At 35.0% G+C, this 20,148-nt stretch carries 16 protein-coding genes; 13 read left to right on the forward strand and 3 right to left on the reverse strand.

Translation table 11 applies throughout. The features are described from left to right. Window positions 1–37 precede the first annotated feature (37 nt). The gene (locus tag MF646_RS03605) at window positions 38–712 is read right to left on the reverse strand and encodes a YczE/YyaS/YitT family protein (RefSeq protein WP_250095125.1); all 675 of its coding nucleotides are present in this window, start codon (window positions 710–712) and stop codon (window positions 38–40) included. A 330-nt stretch (window positions 713–1,042) separates the two neighbouring features. On the opposite strand from MF646_RS03605, the gene MF646_RS03610 reads away from it, so the two are divergent. Together MF646_RS03610 and MF646_RS03615 are read left to right on the forward strand one after the other, a co-directional pair. Further along, entirely contained in the window at window positions 1,043–1,891 is an 849-nt protein-coding gene (locus MF646_RS03610) for an AraC family transcriptional regulator (protein ID WP_250095126.1), read from the forward strand. Window positions 1,892–2,226: 335 nt separating this feature from the next. Continuing rightward, complete coding sequence (locus tag MF646_RS03615) at window positions 2,227–3,177, forward strand: sugar ABC transporter substrate-binding protein (protein ID WP_250095127.1); 951 nt, start codon at window positions 2,227–2,229, stop codon at window positions 3,175–3,177. Window positions 3,178–3,472: 295 nt separating this feature from the next. On the opposite strand, the gene MF646_RS03620 is transcribed toward MF646_RS03615, so the two are convergent. After that, complete coding sequence (locus MF646_RS03620; RefSeq protein ID WP_250095128.1) at window positions 3,473–4,336, reverse strand: AraC family transcriptional regulator; 864 nt, start codon at window positions 4,334–4,336, stop codon at window positions 3,473–3,475. 386 nt (window positions 4,337–4,722) lie between these two features. On the opposite strand from MF646_RS03620, the gene MF646_RS03625 reads away from it, so the two are divergent. The 5 genes from MF646_RS03625 (at window position 4,723) to iolG (ending at window position 10,649) form a co-directional block, all read left to right on the forward strand. Next, window positions 4,723–5,586 carry a sugar phosphate isomerase/epimerase family protein gene (locus tag MF646_RS03625; protein WP_250095129.1) on the forward strand — a complete coding sequence of 288 codons (864 nt, stop codon included), beginning with the start codon at window positions 4,723–4,725 and terminating at the stop codon, window positions 5,584–5,586. Between the two features lie 481 nt (window positions 5,587–6,067). Then, window positions 6,068–7,510: a sugar porter family MFS transporter gene (locus MF646_RS03630; protein ID WP_250095130.1), complete on the forward strand. Its 1,443-nt coding sequence runs from the start codon at window positions 6,068–6,070 to the stop codon at window positions 7,508–7,510. An 87-nt stretch (window positions 7,511–7,597) separates the two neighbouring features. Then, window positions 7,598–8,461, forward strand: a complete 864-nt coding sequence (locus MF646_RS03635; protein WP_250095131.1) for a sugar phosphate isomerase/epimerase family protein — start codon at window positions 7,598–7,600, stop codon at window positions 8,459–8,461. Window positions 8,462–8,699: 238 nt separating this feature from the next. Continuing rightward, entirely contained in the window at window positions 8,700–9,554 is an 855-nt protein-coding gene (locus tag MF646_RS03640) for a sugar phosphate isomerase/epimerase family protein (protein ID WP_250095132.1), read from the forward strand. A 57-nt stretch (window positions 9,555–9,611) separates the two neighbouring features. Continuing rightward, complete coding sequence (iolG, locus tag MF646_RS03645) at window positions 9,612–10,649, forward strand: bifunctional inositol 2-dehydrogenase/D-chiro-inositol 1-dehydrogenase (RefSeq protein WP_250095133.1); 1,038 nt, start codon at window positions 9,612–9,614, stop codon at window positions 10,647–10,649. A gap of 188 nt (window positions 10,650–10,837) precedes the next feature. Here iolG and MF646_RS03650 read toward each other — a convergent pair whose 3' ends face one another. Beyond that, on the reverse strand, window positions 10,838–11,674 hold the full coding sequence (locus MF646_RS03650; protein ID WP_250095134.1) for a helix-turn-helix domain-containing protein: 837 nt from the start codon (window positions 11,672–11,674) through the stop codon (window positions 10,838–10,840). A gap of 215 nt (window positions 11,675–11,889) precedes the next feature. Here MF646_RS03650 and MF646_RS03655 point away from each other — a divergent pair, with 215 nt between their 5' ends. The 6 genes from MF646_RS03655 to MF646_RS03680 all read left to right on the forward strand — a co-directional run bounded on the left by MF646_RS03655 (window position 11,890) and on the right by MF646_RS03680 (window position 20,137). Continuing rightward, window positions 11,890–13,092, forward strand: coding sequence for a Gfo/Idh/MocA family protein (locus MF646_RS03655; RefSeq protein WP_250095135.1), 1,203 nt, complete (start codon window positions 11,890–11,892; stop codon window positions 13,090–13,092). 837 nt (window positions 13,093–13,929) lie between these two features. Further along, window positions 13,930–15,663: a solute:sodium symporter family transporter gene (locus MF646_RS03660; protein ID WP_250095136.1), complete on the forward strand. Its 1,734-nt coding sequence runs from the start codon at window positions 13,930–13,932 to the stop codon at window positions 15,661–15,663. 171 nt (window positions 15,664–15,834) lie between these two features. Further along, window positions 15,835–16,716, forward strand: coding sequence for a sugar phosphate isomerase/epimerase family protein (locus MF646_RS03665; protein ID WP_250095137.1), 882 nt, complete (start codon window positions 15,835–15,837; stop codon window positions 16,714–16,716). 268 nt (window positions 16,717–16,984) lie between these two features. After that, window positions 16,985–17,962, forward strand: coding sequence for a sugar ABC transporter substrate-binding protein (locus MF646_RS03670; RefSeq protein ID WP_250095138.1), 978 nt, complete (start codon window positions 16,985–16,987; stop codon window positions 17,960–17,962). Between the two features lie 154 nt (window positions 17,963–18,116). Then, window positions 18,117–18,980 carry a helix-turn-helix domain-containing protein gene (locus tag MF646_RS03675; protein WP_250095139.1) on the forward strand — a complete coding sequence of 288 codons (864 nt, stop codon included), beginning with the start codon at window positions 18,117–18,119 and terminating at the stop codon, window positions 18,978–18,980. 233 nt (window positions 18,981–19,213) lie between these two features. Then, window positions 19,214–20,137: a sugar phosphate isomerase/epimerase family protein gene (locus tag MF646_RS03680; protein WP_250095140.1), complete on the forward strand. Its 924-nt coding sequence runs from the start codon at window positions 19,214–19,216 to the stop codon at window positions 20,135–20,137. Window positions 20,138–20,148: the final 11 nt, after the last annotated feature.

Below are 20,148 nucleotides of genomic sequence, written 5' to 3' on the forward strand. Positions count from 1 at the left end.
ACATCTTGTGTTTAATAAGCTAGTAATGACACGCCTCTCACGTTTTGAGAGGCGTACTTTTTTTAGGTCTAAGTTTAACGAAAAACAGAGTAAATTCACTTTTAAACAACACCTGACGAGTATTATTGAATAAGAATTCAAATTTTGGATAAAAAAACTGAATGAAATATCCCGTAGTGAAGGCTACAAGCAAGGTCGCCATTCCCATCGCGCCATCGAAGAAAAATGCAAGAGTGAGTGCAAAACTTTCTGCAATTAATTTTGCGATTCTTAAACTAAAACCGAACCTTTCATGGATAACCTCCATCAAACGATCCATTGGGTTCGCAGGAAATTTTGCCTGCAGGTAGGTTGAAACTCCCATCCCTAAAATCATGATACCTGTCAACACGACCATAATTTGAACAATGAGATTTTGAGGATCAAAGTTTTTTAGACCGATTAACAGCCAAAAATCGATTAGAGATCCGGTCAAAAATATCGTTAAAACAGAAAGTATTTCTGGTTTTTTCTTTAATATTAAGGAATTAATTAATATAACAAAAACTCCATTAATCACCGCGCATGTACCGATTGTTAAATTCCATAATTGTGATTGCCCAATCGCAAGAGCTTCCCAAGGTGATGCCCCTAAACTCGCTTTTATAATTAACGAACACCCTAAGGTTAAAATAAATTGACCTATAAAAAAGAACATGATCCTTCTTAACAACATGGTAATCCCCTCTAATCTTCTAGTTATTTTATATGAAACATCTTGCTTTTCTTTCCGACTGTTTAATTACTCCGATAAACATTTATATCTTCTTCAGGATGAACGAAGTGATTGATTTAATCAGTTCAAGCCTCTTTAAAACGGTAATTGAGGAGGTTGAAAGTCGCTTTAAACTGAAATAATCATAAAAGGATTGAAGGAACAAAACAATTAAACATCTTGTTATTATGATTAAAATTGTTCCATATCTTGCTTTAATTTATAGAAAGGGTTTTCATAAAAGATGATACAATAGAGAGAGATTTAGGAACGAAAGAGGGGATTTACATGGAAAATAAAATGATTACTCAACCCCCTATCCTGGCATATATCGGGAAAATAAGTGATAAACCTAATTGGAGTTTCCCAAGCCACAAGCATGATGATCTTAGTGAAATCATTTATATATTTGGTGGAGAAGGAGAGTTCCGGATAGACGGTAAGCCATTTACTGCCCAAAAAGGGGATATGCTGATTTATAACAAAGGGGTACTTCATGAAGAAAGGTCTTCATCTGTGCAACCTTTAAAGGCTTTTTATTGTGGTGTTTCAAATTTAAAAATAGAAGGTTTTCCCGACTGTTTTGTTCTCCCAACCGGAGTGTCCCCGCATATTGAAAGAAACAAATACTCAGATAAGGTAGAGACCCTGTTTTCGATGATATTTGAAGAATCAACGATTCAGGCCCAAGGACACAAAGCGATTAGCGAAAACTTTTTAACTTCGATCATTCTTCTCATTCAAAGAATGGTTCAGCTGGATAACATTAATCCTACAAAAAGTGATACGGCCGTACTTGCGCTGCAAATTAAAGAATACTTGGATAAGAATTATCATAAACATTTGACCTTGAATGAAATAGCACGCGAATTTCATATGAACCCATATTATCTATCGCATGTATTTAATGACATGTACAACGATTCGCCTATTAACTACTTGATTTCTCGAAGAATGGGCGAAGGGAAAAGACTATTAATTAACACCAATATGAAAGTACGGGAGATCGCTAGTCTGCTAGGCTATGAAAACCCAAACTATTTCACAAGAATTTTCACAAAAACAATGGGTGAATCCCCTCTTCAGTTTAAAAGAAGTGAAACAAACGAACGTTTGGATATGAATGGAAAAACATAATAGGGAATGGTTTGATTTTCTTTGATCCCAAATTGGATTAAATATAAATATTCTTCGAAGGAACAGGCTTATGCTTGTTCTATTTTTTTACTCTGTCAAACCAAATATTCAAAATGAATATCCGTGACTTCATCTGCACTGTCTAAGACGTGACATTATACTAATTGACGGAAAAGGGTTTTCATATTAATATTATCAAAAATAACCAAAAGTTAATCAAAACATAACTATAATTCAATCATTTTTGTGGCTGATGTTATATTCTTCGGCTGAGCATGATATAGCCGGTTACAAATTCTATATCTACAAGTATCTAAAGAGAGTAGGGGGAAGAATTGAAGAAACGGTCGATATTTTTACTTATAACCTTCATTTTTACTGTTATTATAGTTAGCTTTATTTCGTTTAAAGAAGAAAAAGAAAAAACGAACGTTGTTGTTGTTGTAAAAGAGTTAAACTCACAGTATTTTCAAATTATCAAAGCTGGTGCTGAGAAGGGATTTCAAGACTTAGGATTAGGAGGGATTGTAATTGCTCCTATAGATGGTACTGTTGAAGAACAGGTGGAAATGTTAGAGAACGTTTTGAAAGAAAAACCGGATATACTAATTGTCTCTCCTATCTCTCCAGATCCGATAATACCAATTTTAGACCGATTTGCTGACCAAAATATACCAGTCCTTCTTTTGGATACGGATGACCCTTGGGAAAATAAGACGGCCTACATTGGTACCGATAACTATGATTTAGGTAGAAAAGCAGGGATGTTATTAGCATCCGAACTACAGCCTGGTGATAAAGTTGCCATGATAGGAGGAGATAATCCAGTTATATCAGGTAGACGTATGAATGGTGCAAAAATTAGTTTAGAGGCGGTAGGAATCCATATTGCATCAGAAAAGACGAGTATATCTGAATTATCCAATGATCCAATTCAAATAAAAGAAACAATAGAAGAAATTTTACAGAACCACCCTGATTTAGCTGGGGTTATAGCCGTCAATGATATCATTGCTATCCATGTATTGGAGACGCTAAAAGCAAATGGTTTAAACATACCGGTTATTGGAGCGGATGGAATTGTTGACATGCTTGAATTAATCGAAAAAGGCACGTTACAAGGTACTGTCGTACAAAACCCATATGATATGGGGTACTTAAGTGTTCTAACTGCATTAAAAGTAACGAATGGAGATATGATCGAAATGCATGTTGACAGTGGCGTTGATTTAATTGTTAAGGAAAATGCAAGGCGAAGGATAGACTTTTTAAAGAAATTGCTCTGATTTAGGCAGACAAAGTAATTTGCATCATCAAGTGATAACCAGCTAGAGCCCCTTAAAATGTTCTAGGGACGAGTCCCACAGGAAATGAGCCTCGGCACCTTCCCGCGGAAAGCGAGTGACTGAAGCGCAATGGCACGAACATGTGAAGGAAAACAACAAATTATGCGAAAACAGCCTTTAAAAATAAACAAAAGAAAGGGATGTCTCAAAGGTAAATAAACTTTTGAGACATCCCCCTTTTAGTTATTATTCAAAATTAAATTTACAAAAAACAAACTGCTTTAAAGAACGGTAATTAAAAGCAAACTTTTCTGAACTTCCCTGGAGTCATCCCCCCCGTAGATTTAGAGAATGCTTTAATAAAATGACCTATCCCATAAAATCCACAATCCTCACTTATTTGCTCTACGGAAAGATTGGTTTGCACTAATAAATTCTTAGCCTGAATTAAGCGATAATTTAGTATATATTGGTAAGGGCTAGTTCCCATATATTTTTTAAACGTTCGGCAAAAATGAGAAGTACTTAAGTTCGATATTTCGCTAAGCTTCTCGATCGTAATTTTAGATGAGAAATTTTCATTTATATGAGTCAGAGCTGCTTGAATTTCCGGTGGAACTTTGGCCATGTTTGCATCTCTACTTTCAAAAGTGTTACGTGTACTTTCTAATAAATTCCCTAACAACTCATAAATTTCTAAGGAAATGTTAAAGTCAATTTCTTGGTTTGATGCCAAGAGCGATAAAATATTAGGAAGATTGTTTTTATCGGAAGGTAGTGTAAATAGACAACCTTGTCTTTGGTATATCTCATTATATAAATCTTGTGTACCTTTTCCTGAAAAATGAATAAATTGGAACTCGGCTTCTTCTGTTACATGATAATTGTTTTTTTCTTTGCAATCTAATAGGACGATATCACCTTGTTTTGCAACAAATGATTGATCAAGATAATGAAAATGCATCGATCCTCTTTTAATAAAAAAAATGAGAAAAGAGTCCATATAATCACGCCTAATGCTGTAAGGCGCATCCACGATATATTCCCCACCCCATAGTACATAAAAATACAATTTTTTCGTTAATTCCGAAGGTTCATAAAAATATAATCCCTTTTTTGTCTTGAGTCCTGGTTCTACATTTGGAATGTAATAATTCATTTTTATCACCCTTAGAAATAAGTAAATTTCAAAATAATCATGTGTTCATTTAGTATATTTCATCAATAAAAGAATGTAAAACGCTATAGACAACTAAAAATAAAATAATCAAAAAGCAAGAATATACATTTTTCGAGCAAGGATTTACAGGGTAGTTAACGGAAATATAGATTAAACTAAAGTTGTAATTGCTGATGAGCACAAGAAAATGCATCTATTGAAATCGATTACACATCAAAGGGAGCTAAGGGCTTAATTAGAATTAAAGAATGAGACCTGTAATGATTATCGCTTTTATATGTTAAGTGTTTACATCAACAGATGAAAGTTAATTTTGGATTTTTTTATGGTGTGGATATTTTCCCACAAAGAAAGGAGTAGTTTACATGCGTTTAGCTTATGATCCGTCACATTATCGTGATAACACCAATTTAAAAGATACGATCGATGCCGTAGCTCGGCTAGGGTATGAATATGTAGAATTATCACCGCGTAAAGATTTTATTTGGTTTTATGAATATCCAAAGGTAGATAAGCAGCTAATCAAAGATCTAAAAAAATATTGTTCAGATGCTGGTGTGAAAATCTCTTCAGTCCTTCCTGTTCAACAATGGTCTTCTCCAAATGAAGAAGAACGTCAAGCTGCCGTGCGAAATTGGAAGCGTTGTATTGAAATCACTTCTGAATTAGGAGTCGATTTAATGAACAGTGAATTTGCCGGTGACATAAGCCGTCCGGTTGAAAGTGAAGCTGCTTTTGTAAAATCAATGTATGAATTAATGCCGCTTTTTGAAAAAGAAGGGATTAGACTTAATTTACAATCGCATCCGAATGACTTTATTGAGTTGAATACCGAAGCGATTCGAATGATTCGTGCGCTCGATAAAGATTGGATTAAGTTGGTTTATTCTGTTGCCCATGCGTTCTTCTATGATGATGGAATTGGTGATGTAGAGAAACACTTAGAAGAAGCAGGAGATTTATTAGATCACGTTCTCATTGCCGACACGCTTAATCATAAAGCGGCATTTGGATTGCGTTACATTGTGAATCCACCTGATGCAAAAGTTACGATTCACCAGCACTTAAATCCTGGTGAAGGAGAAGTAAACTTTGATGCATTATATCGCAAACTACGCGAAATGAAATTTGATGGAATTGTAACAAATTCAGTCTTCGCTTACCCTGATCGACCAGAATGGTCAAATGAGCTAACGCTGAAATCCATTAAAGAGGGATTAAACATTTAAGTAAGAATGTAATTGTATAGTATGATTTTATAAGATTAATGAAATTAAATATGGAGGAACACACTCCTTTCAAGTTTTTTGTAAATTAGCAAATTTATTGCTTCAGGGGTGTGCCAAAAGGACTGTTGTTAACCTTTTGGTACACTTTTCTTTATTAGTAGATATGATATTATATTTCATGTTCTAAAAATAAAGATAAAAAGCTATTAGAAAAGAAATTCTATATTTTTTATTCTATTAACGGAAAACGTTTTCATTAATTGAGAGGCTTTTTAGCAGAATTAAGGCTTCAGCCACTAACATAATAAATAATAATTTTGTTAATAATGGATATATTTGATAACGATTTCATTTAGTTTTAAGAGTTAGTTTGAAGCAAAACAACGGAATGAATTAATTGAAAAAAAAGTCTGTAAAAGTTACAAGAGATTTGGCAATTTGAAAATAAATAAAGGGGGGAGAAGGATTATCCTTCACTTTTATGATTAATAACAAACGATATTATATTTTATTTGTAGCCGCAGTGGCTTCTTTAGGTGGACTTCTTTTTGGTTACGATACAGCAGTTATTGCAGGCGCAGAACAATCCATACAATTATATTTAGTAGACAGTTTAGGGTTAAGTTCGTTTATTCATGGGCTTACTGTATCTAGTGCATTGATCGGATGTATTATCGGAGCAGTCATTTCTGGGATATTGTCCAATAGAATAGGACGACGCAATACTCTCGTTATTGCAGCTGCGTTATTTTTTCTATCGGCACTAGGCTCAGCATACCCAGAGATTCTATTCTTTACTGCAGGTGAACCTAGTCTTGCATTGTTAGTTACTTTTAATATTTATAGAATCATAGGTGGTATTGGGGTAGGTTTAGCTTCAGCCATCGCACCAATTTACATTAGTGAAATGAGTCCTCAAAATATTAGAGGGAAAATGGTTGTTTTATACAGTATGTCTGTTGTTTTTGGCCAAACGATTGTATACGTTGTCAACTGGCAAATAGCCTTAGGTAGGACCACTGAGTGGATCAATGACATTGGATGGAGATTAATGTTTGCTTCAGAATTAATCCCAGCCGCATTATTTTTCTTCCTGCTGTTATTTATTCCGGAAACGCCAAGATACTTGGCTCTTAAAAAGGAATATGATAAAGCATACAACTTATTAGAAAAGGTCAATGGATCTAAACAAGTAGCAAGTGAAACTTTACAACAGATCAAACAATCTTTAAATACAAAAACAGAAAAAGTCAGCTTGTTTTATTATGGAAAGTTAGTTTTGATCGTAGGTATGACTTTGGCAGTATTACAACAATTTATCGGCATAAATGTTATTTTATATTATGCTCCTCGGATCTTTGAAAACCTTGGTGCTGATCAGTCAACATCGATGTTCCAAACGATTTTTGTTGGAGCCATAGGAGTTCTTGTTTCATTCATATCTTTCAAACTCATTGATAAAAAAGGAAGAAAGTTCTTACTTCTTTTCGGTTCTGCAGGATGTGCCATTTGTTTAACTGCAGTAGCAGCACTTTTCTTTGCAGGTATTCAAGGGATTCTTACACTATTATTTATTTTAGGGTTTGTAGCTGTCTTCCAGATGACTTGGGGACCTGTTACATGGGTTATCCTCTCGGAGCTATTCCCTAATAAGATTAGAGGCCAGGCTGTTGCAATTGCTGTAACATTAGTATGGGGAGCGAATTTAGCTGCTTCTTCTACATTCCCGCCATTAAATGAAGCTTTAGGCACAGGAGTTTTCCTTATTTACGGCCTTATTAGTACGTTCGCCTTTTTCTTTGTACTGAAATTCGTTCCTGAAACGAAGAATAAATCACTTGAAGAAATTGAAGAGACTTGGCTCGCTGAAAAAAAAATTGAACTAGAAACAACAGATATGGCTCCTGATAGAAAAGCAAATTAGTCAAGATGTGCAAACACATTGTAATCAAATTAAATTAATTTTTGTAATGGGAATGTTTTTCCCACAAGTGAAAGGAGAATTTTAATAATGCGTTTAGCTTATGATCCATCACATTATCGTGATAATACCAATTTAAAAGATACAATCGATGCCGTAGCCAGATTAGGGTATGAATATGTAGAATTATCACCGCGTAAAGATTTTATTTGGTTTTATGAATACCCAAAGGTAGATAAGCAGTTGATCAAAGATCTTAAAAAATATTGTTCAGATGCTGGGGTGAAAATCTCTTCAGTCCTTCCTGTTCAACAATGGTCTTCTCCAAATGAAGAAGAACGTCAAGCTGCCGTGCGAAATTGGAAGCGTTGTATTGAAATCACTTCTGAATTAGGAGTCGATTTAATGAACAGTGAATTTGCCGGTGACATAAGCCGTCCGGTTGAAAGTGAAGCTGCTTTTGTAAAATCAATGTATGAATTAATGCCGCTTTTTGAAAAAGAAGGGATTAGACTTAATTTACAATCGCATCCGAATGACTTTATTGAGTTGAATACCGAAGCGATTCGAATGATTCGTGCGCTTGATAAAGATTGGATTAAATTGGTTTATTCTGTTGCCCATGCGTTCTTCTATGATGATGGAATTGGCGATGTAGAGAAACACTTAGAAGAAGCAGGAGATTTATTGGATCACGTTCTCATTGCCGACACGCTTAATCATAAAGCAGCATTTGGGTTACGTTATATTGTGAATCCACCTGATGCAAAAGTTACGATTCACCAGCACCTAAATCCTGGTGAAGGCGAAGTAAACTTTGATGCATTATATCGTAAGCTACGAGAAATGAAATTTGATGGAATTGTAACAAATTCAGTCTTTGCTTATCCTGATCGACCAGAATGGTCAAATGAGCTAACGCTGAAATCTATTAAAGAGGGATTATATATCTAAGTAAAAAATATAACTGTATAGTATGTTCCTTTACATTACCTTATTGTAAGCAGCTAGAGACAAACTCTAGCTGCTTTTAGCAGGTTGCAATAAATCAAAAGTTATCCAAAAAATAATCAAAAAAGCACTATTCTACAGTTTTCGAGCAAGATTTTATAGAGTGGAAACGAAGAATATGCATTAAACTAAAGCCAGATACAAAAACAATAAGCCTTATTATCGTGAGGGGGAGCTACCAATGAAATTAGCATTCAACGAAGGGACAACTTGGGAAAGTGCATCACTTCAACAAAATCTAGAGTATTGTGAAAAACATGGTTATGATTATATTGAAATTCGTGCTATTGACCAGTTAATTGACTATTTAAAAGAAAATACATTAGATGATTTAAAAGAATACTTTGACAGCCATAAAATTAAACCGCTTTCTTTAAACGCATTATGCTTCTTTAATAATCGTACAAAAGAAGACGAGGAAAAAATTATTGAAGAATTCAAAGACTATTTAGAGATTTGTAAAAAAATAAATTGTGAATATATCGCTGTCGTTCCTTCAAATATTGATGTAACGGAAAAAGGAAAAACATTAACAGAAGAAGTTAATGCAAGTTGTGTTCGAGTATTAACACAACTATCTGATTTAGCAGAGCCTTATGGAGTAAAGATTGCATTGGAGTTTATTGGAATTCCAGAAAATACGGTAAACACTTTTGGACAAGCATATAGCATTGTAAAAGAAATTGATAGAGATAATGTTGGCCTTGTGTATGATACGTTCCAATTCACTGGAATGGGATCAAGATTTGAGGATGTAACAGAAGAAACTGCAGAAAAAATATTTATTTTCCACATTAATGACGTAGATGGTTTTCCGGTTGGGCAAATGCGTGATACAGATCGTGTATGGCCAGGTCATGGTGTAATTGATTTAGAAGCTCATTTGAATAAATTGAAAGAATTAAACTATGATTTTGTAGCATCTGTTGAGTTATTCAGACCAGAATATTATCAAATGGATCCTGAAGAAGTGATTAAAAAGGCAAAAGAAACTACGTTGGAAGTATTGGAAAAGTATAATTACTCTCACGCATAAGTAAAGATTTTTACGATAAAAATGAAATCGTTTTAAATTATTAGGAGGAATATCATTATGACGGTAAAATTTGGTGTAGTAGGTACTGGTGCAATTGGAAGAGAACATATTAATCGAATTACAAACTCTTTATCTGGTGGAAAAATTGTAGCTGTAACAGATGTTAATCAAGATTCGGCAAAACAAACGGTTGAACAATACCAATTAGATGCTGTTGTATATCCGAATGATTTAGCATTAATTGCAGACGAGAATGTCGATGTAGTTGTTGTAACAAGCTGGGGACCTGCTCATGAAGCAACTGTATTAGCAGCTGTTGAAGCTGGAAAATATGTATTCTGTGAAAAACCTTTAGCAACAACTGCAGAAGGATGCTTACGAATTGTTGAAGCAGAAATGAAACAAGGCAAAAAACTAGTTCAAGTTGGATTCATGCGCCGTTATGACAGCGGATATGTACAATTAAAAGAAGCGATTGATAAAGGAGAAATTGGCCAGCCTCTAATGGTTCGTGCTGTGCATCGTAACCCAGAAGTAGGTGAGTCTTACGTGACAGAAATGGCTGTAGTAGATACATTAATTCACGAGATTGATGCATTACACTGGTTAGTGAATGATGATTATAAATCAGTACAAGTTGTATTTCCTAGAAAAACAAAATACGCCCATGATAAAGTACAAGACCCACAGCTATTTACAATTGAAACAAACAGTGGAATTGTAATGAATGTCGAAGTGTTTGTAAATTGTAAGTATGGCTACGATATTCAATGTGAAGTCATTGGTGAAGACGGTGTGGTTTATTTACCAGAATTCCCAAGTGTCGTTACGCGTAAAAACGGTAAATTAAGCTCTGGCATCTTGCAAGATTGGAAATACCGTTTTATGGATGCATACGATGTGGAAATCCAAGACTTTATCGATTCTGTTGTAAAGAAAGGTGAGCCTCAAGGTCCAACATCATGGGATGGCTATATCGCAGCTGTAACAGCTGACGCATGCGTGAAAGCACAGAAAACAGGTGAAAAAGAGTCTATTTCACTTCAAGAAAAACCTGCATTTTACAGTGGAAATGCTGTTTGTGAAACACTTTAATTAATAAAGCTATTTAATCTAAAAAGTATATTACGTTAGATCGTTTGTTGGCATGAGCCCGGTATTGTACTGGGCTCATGCCTTTTAAGTTTGAAGGTGTTTTTTAGAGGTCAGTTATATGAATTCTAGAGTCTGTTCAAAAAGGAAAGATCACCCCTTTTTAACAACCTTCTATTAAAGAGTAGATATTAAATGGTAAGATTCCGGAATTCCGTTGGAGTAAAACCGACCTTTTTATAAAAGATATTTATAAAGCCTGAGCTGCTGCTGTATCCTACTTGGTAAGCTATATCAGCTATAGCAAGCTTAGAAGTTTTTAATAGAGTTTTGGCCGTATCAATTCGGTTTTTTGTAGCAAATTCAATAGGAGCATATCCCGTTTCTAATTTAAAAATATGCGAGAAATAATAAGGGCTTAAATTGACATAGGTAGCAATCTCTTTTAATGTGATCTGTCTATCTATATTTTCTTTAATATAGTGAATCGCTTCGTCAACGGGTGATCTTTCATTTTTTTGTTTTTCGGGTTTTATCGTGAGACTATTAATCATTGTATAAATCAAACATGTAGAATCAGAGATGGACATTTCCTGATCATGATAATAGGTGTAGATCATTTGATAAAGTTGTTTTCCTACCTCTATATTGCGTTTATTTTGAAAGAAAAATCCGTGCTGCTTAACAATATAGCTACATAATTCATGTGAATTCGGCCCATCAAAGTGTATATAGATAAATTCCAGTCCATCAGTACCGTAATAATGGTGAGGTTCACGACAGTCAAGTAACAAGATATCCCCTTTTTTCGCCGTTACTGATTTATCTTGATAGTTTACATGAAGGTCTCCATTTCGAATATAGACTAATAAAAAGTAAGGGAAATAATCTCGTTTAATATTGTAGTCAGCATTACAATAATAATGACCGCAGCAGATCAAATGATAATAATACTTTTTGATTGTTTCAGATGGTGTAAAAAAATAATAATGGGAGCCATCTAGTACTCCGGGTTCATTTAGCAGCATTTTTTTCTCCTTTCGAACGTCTTTGAACTCATTATATGATTGCGTTTTCAGAAAAGCAAGAATGGTGAACGGAAAAGCAACTTCAAGTATTTTTGTTTCCGGTGATTATAGATATACTAAGATCAGTAATAGAACATCACTGCATATTTCATTAGGTTCCTTTAAGTTACAAAAAGCAATATTAAGATATTTATATGTGAAAGTGAGGAATTGGTATGTTGAATGGAGAGAAGAAAATTGCAAGACCTTTACGTTGGGCAATGATAGGTGGGGGAAGACTTAGCCAAGTAGGTTATAAACACCGTACCGGAGCACTTAGAGACAATACAGCTTTTCAATTAGTAGCAGGTGCATTCGATATCGATCCTGAAAGAGGAAGAGATTTCGGCGTGAATATTGGTGTTAAGGAAGACCGCTGCTATTCAGATTATAAAACGATGTTCACCGAGGAAAAGAAACGAGAAGATGGAATTGAAGTTGTTTCTATCGCGACACCAAATGGTACACATTATGAAATTTGTAAGGCAGCACTAGAGGCTGATCTTCATGTTATTTGTGAGAAACCTTTATTTTTCACTAGTGATGAGGTATTAGAAATTAAGAAACTCGCAGAAGAAAAAGGTAAAATAGTTGGTGTTACATATGGGTTCTCAGGTAATCAAATGCTGCTTCAAATGCGAGCGATGATTGAAAAGGGTGATATTGGAGAAATTCGTATGGTAGAGCTTCAATATACACATGGTTTTAATGCTACAGATGAAGCAGACAAATACAGTGCCGCACAGAAGTGGCGTGTTGATCCGAAGATTGCTGGTTCGAGTTTTGTTTTAGGTGATCTTTCCACTCACACTTATTATATGTCCCAATTAATTATGCCTAATATGAAAATTAGTAAATTGCTTTGTGACCGTCAAAGCTTTATCGAAAGTCGTGCACCACTTGAAGATAATGCCTATGTACTAATGCACTACGAGAATGGTGCAGTAGGAAGACTGTGGACGTCATCGGTTAATGCAGGGTGTATGGATGGCCATCGAATTCGTATTGTCGGATCAAAAGCTAGTTTAGAATGGTGGGACAGCAAGCCTGGTGAATTATCCTATGAAATCCAGGGCCAGCCAGCTCAAACGTTAATTCGCGCTATGCCTTATTTGGATGAAAGCTGCAATGCGGATGAAAGATTAGGAGCTTTGCATGTAGAAGGCCTATCTGATTCGTGGGCAAATATTTATCTTAAATTTGCAATTGCTATTGATGCTAAAAATCGCGGTGATCAAGAGGCGTTAGACTATCTTGTTTATCCTGATATTAACGCGGGGCTAGAAGGAGTTCGCTGGATTGAAAATTGTGTACGTTCAGCTGACCAAGGATCTACTTGGGTTGATTTTGAATATGAACAAAAAACGCAGTTAGTATAATAATCATTGCAAGCTAAAGAGAGGTATTCATCTCACGGAATATCACTTACTTAGCAGCAAACTATAATTTCAACTTGACTAAAAGACAAAGGAACAAAGGATAAAAAGCTATACCTATAAAGGTATAGCTTTTTTATACACTTATATTTAAGAATAATGGTCTTAGCCTCCCTATTTTACGTTAATAGCCGAAACTACATTTTAATAACAATTAAAATGTCCTTAAATTATAAAAGAAAGGCATTCACAGATAAATACAAGGAAAGAGAGTTCATGTATCTTTAATTTATTGAATCGCTTCAGAAATTATGGAGATTTATTAAGTACTTTGATTGCATGAAGAGATAATGTTACTGAGTATTAGGTTCAAGCACTTCTCCACATACAGTATATACTTCATATTGTAATCTGAATACCTTTTCAATTGCTACGTTTATGTCATTATTTCCCTAAAGAGTGGAGTAAGGAGTCATATATTCTAATCTTGAAAGGGAGTTTTAAATGGAGGGGGGACTAATCTTTTGTATATTTCGTAAAAAGTTTTTAAGAAATTTATTAGTAATTACTTAGGATAATATATGTAGGTTACATATTTGGATTATTGAAACGGTTTATTGTATGGATAATACAAATATTTCTAAATGAGATTTATATTATTAACTTTATAGCAGGTAGAAATTAATTTATAATATTATAAAATGAAATCGATTTCTTTAATAGATTTATCTATTTATATAGATAGGTACATAGTTCATTAAAGTAACTTAATATAACTTTAATTTGTACAGGAAACTATTTTCCGTTATTAAAAGACTAATAAAATGGAGGGTTTAAACAATGATTTGGGTAATATTTACTACATTTATGATTTATACCATCTTTGTTATGTGGTTTTCATGGTACAAAACGAAAGGTACTGACTTAAGTAGTCAAGATGGTTACTTTCTTGGAGGGCGAAGTTTACCCGGGTTAGTAATTGCGTGTTCCATTATTCTAACAAACTTATCGACAGAGCAAATCGTAGGGTTGAATGGTCAAGCCTTTGGCGAATCAATGGTTGTTATGGCTTGGGAAGTGTCTTCGCCGATTGCTTTAATTATTATGGCATTTGTCTTTTTGCCTCGTTACTTAAAAACGGGGATCACAACAATTCCAGACTTTTTAGAACAACGCTATGACTTAAGAACAAGACAAATCGTTTCAGTACTATTTATTGTAGGGTATGCAGTAGCTTACTTACCAACTGTCCTTTATTCTGGAGCATTAGTACTTGATAGTATTTTTTCAATAACAACAATTACTAGTATGTCGCCGTTTATGATTGTTTTGCTTATTTCAGTAGCAATTGGTTTAGTAGGGTGTGGATATGTCATTCTAGGTGGACTTAAAGCAACCGCAATGAGTGATACAATTAACGGTATTGGATTGATTGCTGGTGGCTTGCTTATCCCGATTCTTGGTCTCATTGCACTTGGTGGAGGGAATTTACAAGAAGGTGTTAATCATTTATTAACAGCGAATCCAACAAAGTTAAATGCAATTGGTGATCACAATGCTTCTGTTCCATGGGCTGTTTTATTAACAGGAATGTTATTTAATAATTTATTCTATTGGGCGACAAATCAATCAATTATTCAACGAAGCTTAGGGGCAAAAAACTTAGCAGAAGGGCAAAAAGGGGTACTTTTCGCTGGGATGTTTAAAGTGTTTGGGGTAACGTTCTTAGCGCTTCCAGGTATCATTGCCTTCTTTATGTATGGCAATACACTTGCTAATCCGGATCTTGCTTATCCTACACTAGTAGGAGATGTTATGCCGTTAGCACTTTCAGGTATTTTGGCAGCAATCTTATTCGGAGCGATCATGAGTTCATTTAATAATGCATTAAATGCCTCTATTACATTATTTACATTAGATATTTACAAGCCTATTTTTAAACCTCAAGCAAAAGATAAAGAGCTTGTAAAAGCAGGAAGGTTCTTTGCTGCAGGTTTGGCAGCAATTTCTGTTATCGTTGCACCATTTATTATTTTTGCACCACAAGGGTTATACGCTTATTTACAGGAAATGTTTGGATTTTATAGTATGCCTATTTTAGCAATGGTGCTTGTTGGATTCTTTAGTAAGCGCATTCCTGCTTTGGCTCCAAAGGTTGCAGTTGTAGTTCACGTTATTTTGTATGCAGCATCTAAAGTGGTTCTTGCAGATATCAACTTCCTATATGTACTATCTGTATTATTTCCACTTAACGTTCTAACGATGGTTATTGTTGGTAGGCTTAGACCGAGAGAAACACCGTTCGTATTACATGATGCGAATGTTGTTGACCTTAAACCGTGGAAATATGCGAAACCTTTCTCTATTTTTATGATCGTAGTAATGCTATCTGTATATACGTTCTTCTCCCCGGTTGGAGTAGCTGAAGTAAGTGTACCTTACTCACCTTGGTTATTTGTCTTCTTATTCGCTGTACTTGGATTAATTGCTGGTATTATTTGGTACTGGGTTAAGATGGAAAAGAGATATACTTGCTACAAAACCGATGAATCTAAGAAAGTTTCTTCTTTCTAGATTAATTTAAAGGAGTGAAAAAATGATAAAAAAATAAATTTAGGTACTCGAGTAAGTGTAATTAGACATTTACATGCTGGTTAAACTCTGGCTTGTTAAATTTGAAATTCATACTAAAAAAATTTTTACAGCGGGAATGCTTTTCCCACAGATGAGAGGAGAATTTTAATAATGCGTTTAGCTTATGATCCGTCACATTATCGTGATAACACCAATATAAAAGAGACGATCGATGCCGTAGCTCGGCTAGGGTATGAATATGTAGAATTATCGCCGCGTAAAGATTTTATTTGGTTTTATGAATATCCAAAGGTAGATAAGCAGTTGATCAAAGATCTTAAAAAATATTGCTCAGATGCTGGGGTGAAAATCTCTTCGGTCCTTCCTGTTCAACAATGGTCTTCTCCAAATGAAGAAGAGCGTCAAGCTGCCGTGCGAAATTGGAAGCGTTGTATTGAAATCACTTCTGAATTAGGAGTCGATTTAATGAACAGTGAATTTGCCGGTGACATAAGCCGTCCGGTTGAAAGTGAAGCTGCTTTTGTGAAATCAATGTATGAATTAATGCCGCTTTTTGAAAAAGAAGGGATGAGACTTAATTTACAATCGCATCCGAATGATTTTATTGAGCTGAATACCGAAGCGATTCGAATGATTCGTGCGCTTGATAAAGATTGGATTAAATTGGTTTATTCTGTTGCCCATGCGTTCTTCTATGATGATGGAATTGGCGATGTAGAGAAACACTTAGAAGAAGCAGGAGATTTATTGGATCACGTTCTCATTGCCGACACGCTTAATCATAAAGCAGCATTTGGGTTACGTTATATTGTGAATCCACCTGATGCAAAAGTTACGATTCACCAGCACCTAAATCCTGGTGAAGGCGAAGTAAACTTTGATGCATTATATCGCAAACTACGCGAAATGAAATTTGATGGAATTGTAACAAATTCAGTCTTTGCTTATCCTGATCGACCAGAATGGTCAAACGAGCTGACGTTGAAATCGATTAAAGAGGGATTATATATAAGTAAGAAATTAACTGTATAGTATGTTCCTTTAGATTACCGTAATGTAAGCAGCTAGAGAAGAAACTCTAGCTGCTTATTTCAGTTTCAAAACTCTATTAAGTAAATATGTCTTTAAATTATAAAAAAATGTCTTTCTAAGATAATTACAATGAAAGCGATTTCATTTAGAATAAATTTAATAGCTCGTAAATGTTTTAATAGTTAGGGAGGTGAGGACAATTAGGATTTGCTTTTGCTTATAAGAAGTTTGAATGTCAATTAAGTTTAAAAAGTAGGGGGAACATATTATGAACTTAAAAAAGAAATTACCTTTATTCATTAGTTTAATCTTTCTCGTATTAATTATCTCCGCTTGTTCAAATGAACAAGCAAATCAGAACGAAACGACTTCAGACAGTGGCGGAAATGGTGATAAAATCGTAATTGGAGCCTCTTTACCTACTTTTAGCGATGTTTGGTTAACATACCTGCATGATGGAATGAAAGACTATGCTGAGCAATTAGATGATGTGGAAGTAATTTATGTTGATGCCCAAAATGATGCATCACAGCAAGTGGCGCAAATTGAAACGTTCATCACACGTGGGGTAGATGCAATGGTAATTATGCCTGTTGATATTACTAGCGCACCGGATATGGTTGACCGAGCAAACGCAGCAGGTATACCAAATATTATTGTAAACCGTTATTTTGAAGGTGTAGAAGAGGCAACGGCATTTATCGGATCTGATTCTAAAACTTCTGGTCTTATGCAAATGGAAGAAGTAGCGAAACTCCTTGATGGAAAAGGGAATATTGCTATTATGAACGGAGAATTGGGGCAAGAAGCGGCGATTCAAAGAACAGATGGTAATAAAGAAATTATTGAACAATATCCAGAAATGGAAGTTATCCTTGAATCAACAGCAAAATGGGATCGTGCTGAAGCTATGAATTTGATGGAGAACTGGTTGAACTCTGGTAAACAAATTGATGCTGTTGTTGCTAATAATGATGAAATGGCAATTGGTGCTCTTATGGCAGCAGAGGCAGTAGGAAAGTTAGACGAAATTGTCTTTGCTGGAATTGATGCTACTCCGGAAGCATTAAAATACATCCAGGATGGCAAGCTGAGCGTATCAGTCTTCCAAAATGCCAAAGGTCAAGGTGCAGGAGGCATAGAAGCAGCGGTTAAAGCTGTGAGAGGAGAAGAGTTAGAAAAGGTTACTGATATTCCATTTGAGTTAGTAACAATAGATAATTTAGAAGAGTATATCCAAGAATAACTCAATTAGTCTATTAAAAGAGTCGTATATTTATTAATAAAAATTAAGTGACTGCCAATTACGCAGTCGCTTTCTGTTGTATTATAAAAAGTAGTTGAGCATGGTATGTTATTATAAACTTGGATTCCCACCCAGATTGGAGAGGAAGGATATTATGAATGTAAGTAAATCAGTTCGTAAACTGCAAGAGAGATGCATTCATCTTCCAGGAGAAAAAGTCTCTTTTCACATCTATTTTTGGGGAGCACATTCAAATCATTTAGATAATCCTTTACATAAACATTCTTTTTTTGAATTTTGTTATATAAACAGTGGAACGGGTCTTTACTTTGAGGATGGGCAAAACTATGAACTTAAGGAAGGAACCTTTATTTGTTCGCATCCTGGAAAGCTTCACAGAATCCACGAGGGTAAAAACCTTTCTATTTTTTGGGTTGGTTTTGAGGTCAATGAATCATCTTCAAAGAAAGAAGGGATTAGTCTCTTTAGACAATTAGCTAAGATAAATAAAAAAGTTATTCATAATGCTGAGTCCTCAGAGACAGCACAGTTATGGCATGTCTTAATGAAACATGGAGAAAACTCATATTCTCCAGAGTTGCTATGTTCTCTTGGTCATTCTTTATTGCTCTCGCTTCAAACATTATTTTGTGGATTTAATGAAATTGAAGATTTAGATAAATACGATTCTAGCAATAATGGTTTGATCGACCAAGCTCAATTGTTTATTAGGGATAATTTAACTATGCTACTTTCTCTAGAAGATGTAGCACAATACTTGAATGTATCTACAAGACATCTCTCTCGCTTGTTTAGTAATCATTTAGGATTGACGTTTACTGCTTTTTTACGGCGAGAAAGGATAGGAGCCTCGGTAGAAAAATTGCGAGACTCTGATCTTTCAATTAAAGCGATATCAGAACTTTATTGCTTTTCGTCTGTCCATTATTTTACTCGTGTATTTTCAGAAGAAACGAGTTTAACACCAGGTGAATATAGAAAACTGACCCGTGGATAAGGAGGAACCCTTTTTTGGGGTTCTTTTTATTTTCCAAACATTTTTTCATTTTGCGGCAGGATAAGAAAATGTCCTTAAATTATAAAAAGAGGGCATTCATAGATAAATACATAGTAGGTTAATTCTTGTAATCTTAAATTGTTGAAAACGCTTCAGTCAATGGAGGATGAATAAATCATCATGACGGAAGTCCTTTACAAGCTAGTACTTCAATGAAAACAGAGGTGATTTATATGAGTATAAAAATATCAGGAGCTCCTTGTTGTTGGGGGGTAGATGACCCAAAAAACCCTTATCTCCCACCATGGGAGAGGGTACTGCAAGAAGCATCTCAAGCAGGTTATAAAGGAATTGAGTTGGGACCTTATGGTTACATCCCAATGGACATAGAGAGAGTTCAAGAGGAACTTTCTAAAAATAATTTAACCATTATAGCTGGTACCATTTTTGATGATTTGGTGTCTGAATCGAATCTAGAAAACTTATTAAAACAAGTCGATGATATTTGTTCTCTTATTACAAAACTTCCACCAGCTCCACAGGAAGAAGGTCAGATCTTCCCTGCTCCGTATCTAGTAATCATTGATTGGGGACATGACGAACGAGATTACAAAGCCGGTCATCCAGATCAAGTTGAACGTTTACCTGCAGAAGATTGGAATAGGATGATGGATCATATTCGCGCTATTTCTGAGAAAGCATGGAAGCAATATGGAGTCCGCCCCGTTATTCATCCACATGCAGGAGGCTATATTGAGTTTGAAGATGAAATTAATAAACTTATGGAAGATATACCATATGAAACAGCAGGGCTTTGTTTAGATACAGGGCATTTATATTATTCAAAAATGGACCCGGCACAATGGCTGCGTGACTGTGCAGAACGAATTGATTACATTCATTTTAAAGATATAGATTTACAAATGTATGAAGAAGTAATGAACGAACACATTCGCTTTTTCGAAGCTTGTGGCAAAGGTGTGATGTGTCCGATTGGACAAGGAATCATTGATTATGATTCCATCCATCAATTACTTAAGGACATAAACTACCATGGCTACATCACGATTGAGCAAGAGCGTGACCCTAGAAATGCAGATACTAGTTTACAAGATGTTAGTCAAAGTTTGGCCTATCTAAAAAGTGTTGGTTATTAAGAAGAAAAGAA

It is taken from the genome of Halalkalibacter alkaliphilus (assembly GCF_023555415.1).
Classification (GTDB): Bacteria; Bacillota; Bacilli; order Bacillales; family Bacillaceae_D; genus Halalkalibacter; species Halalkalibacter alkaliphilus.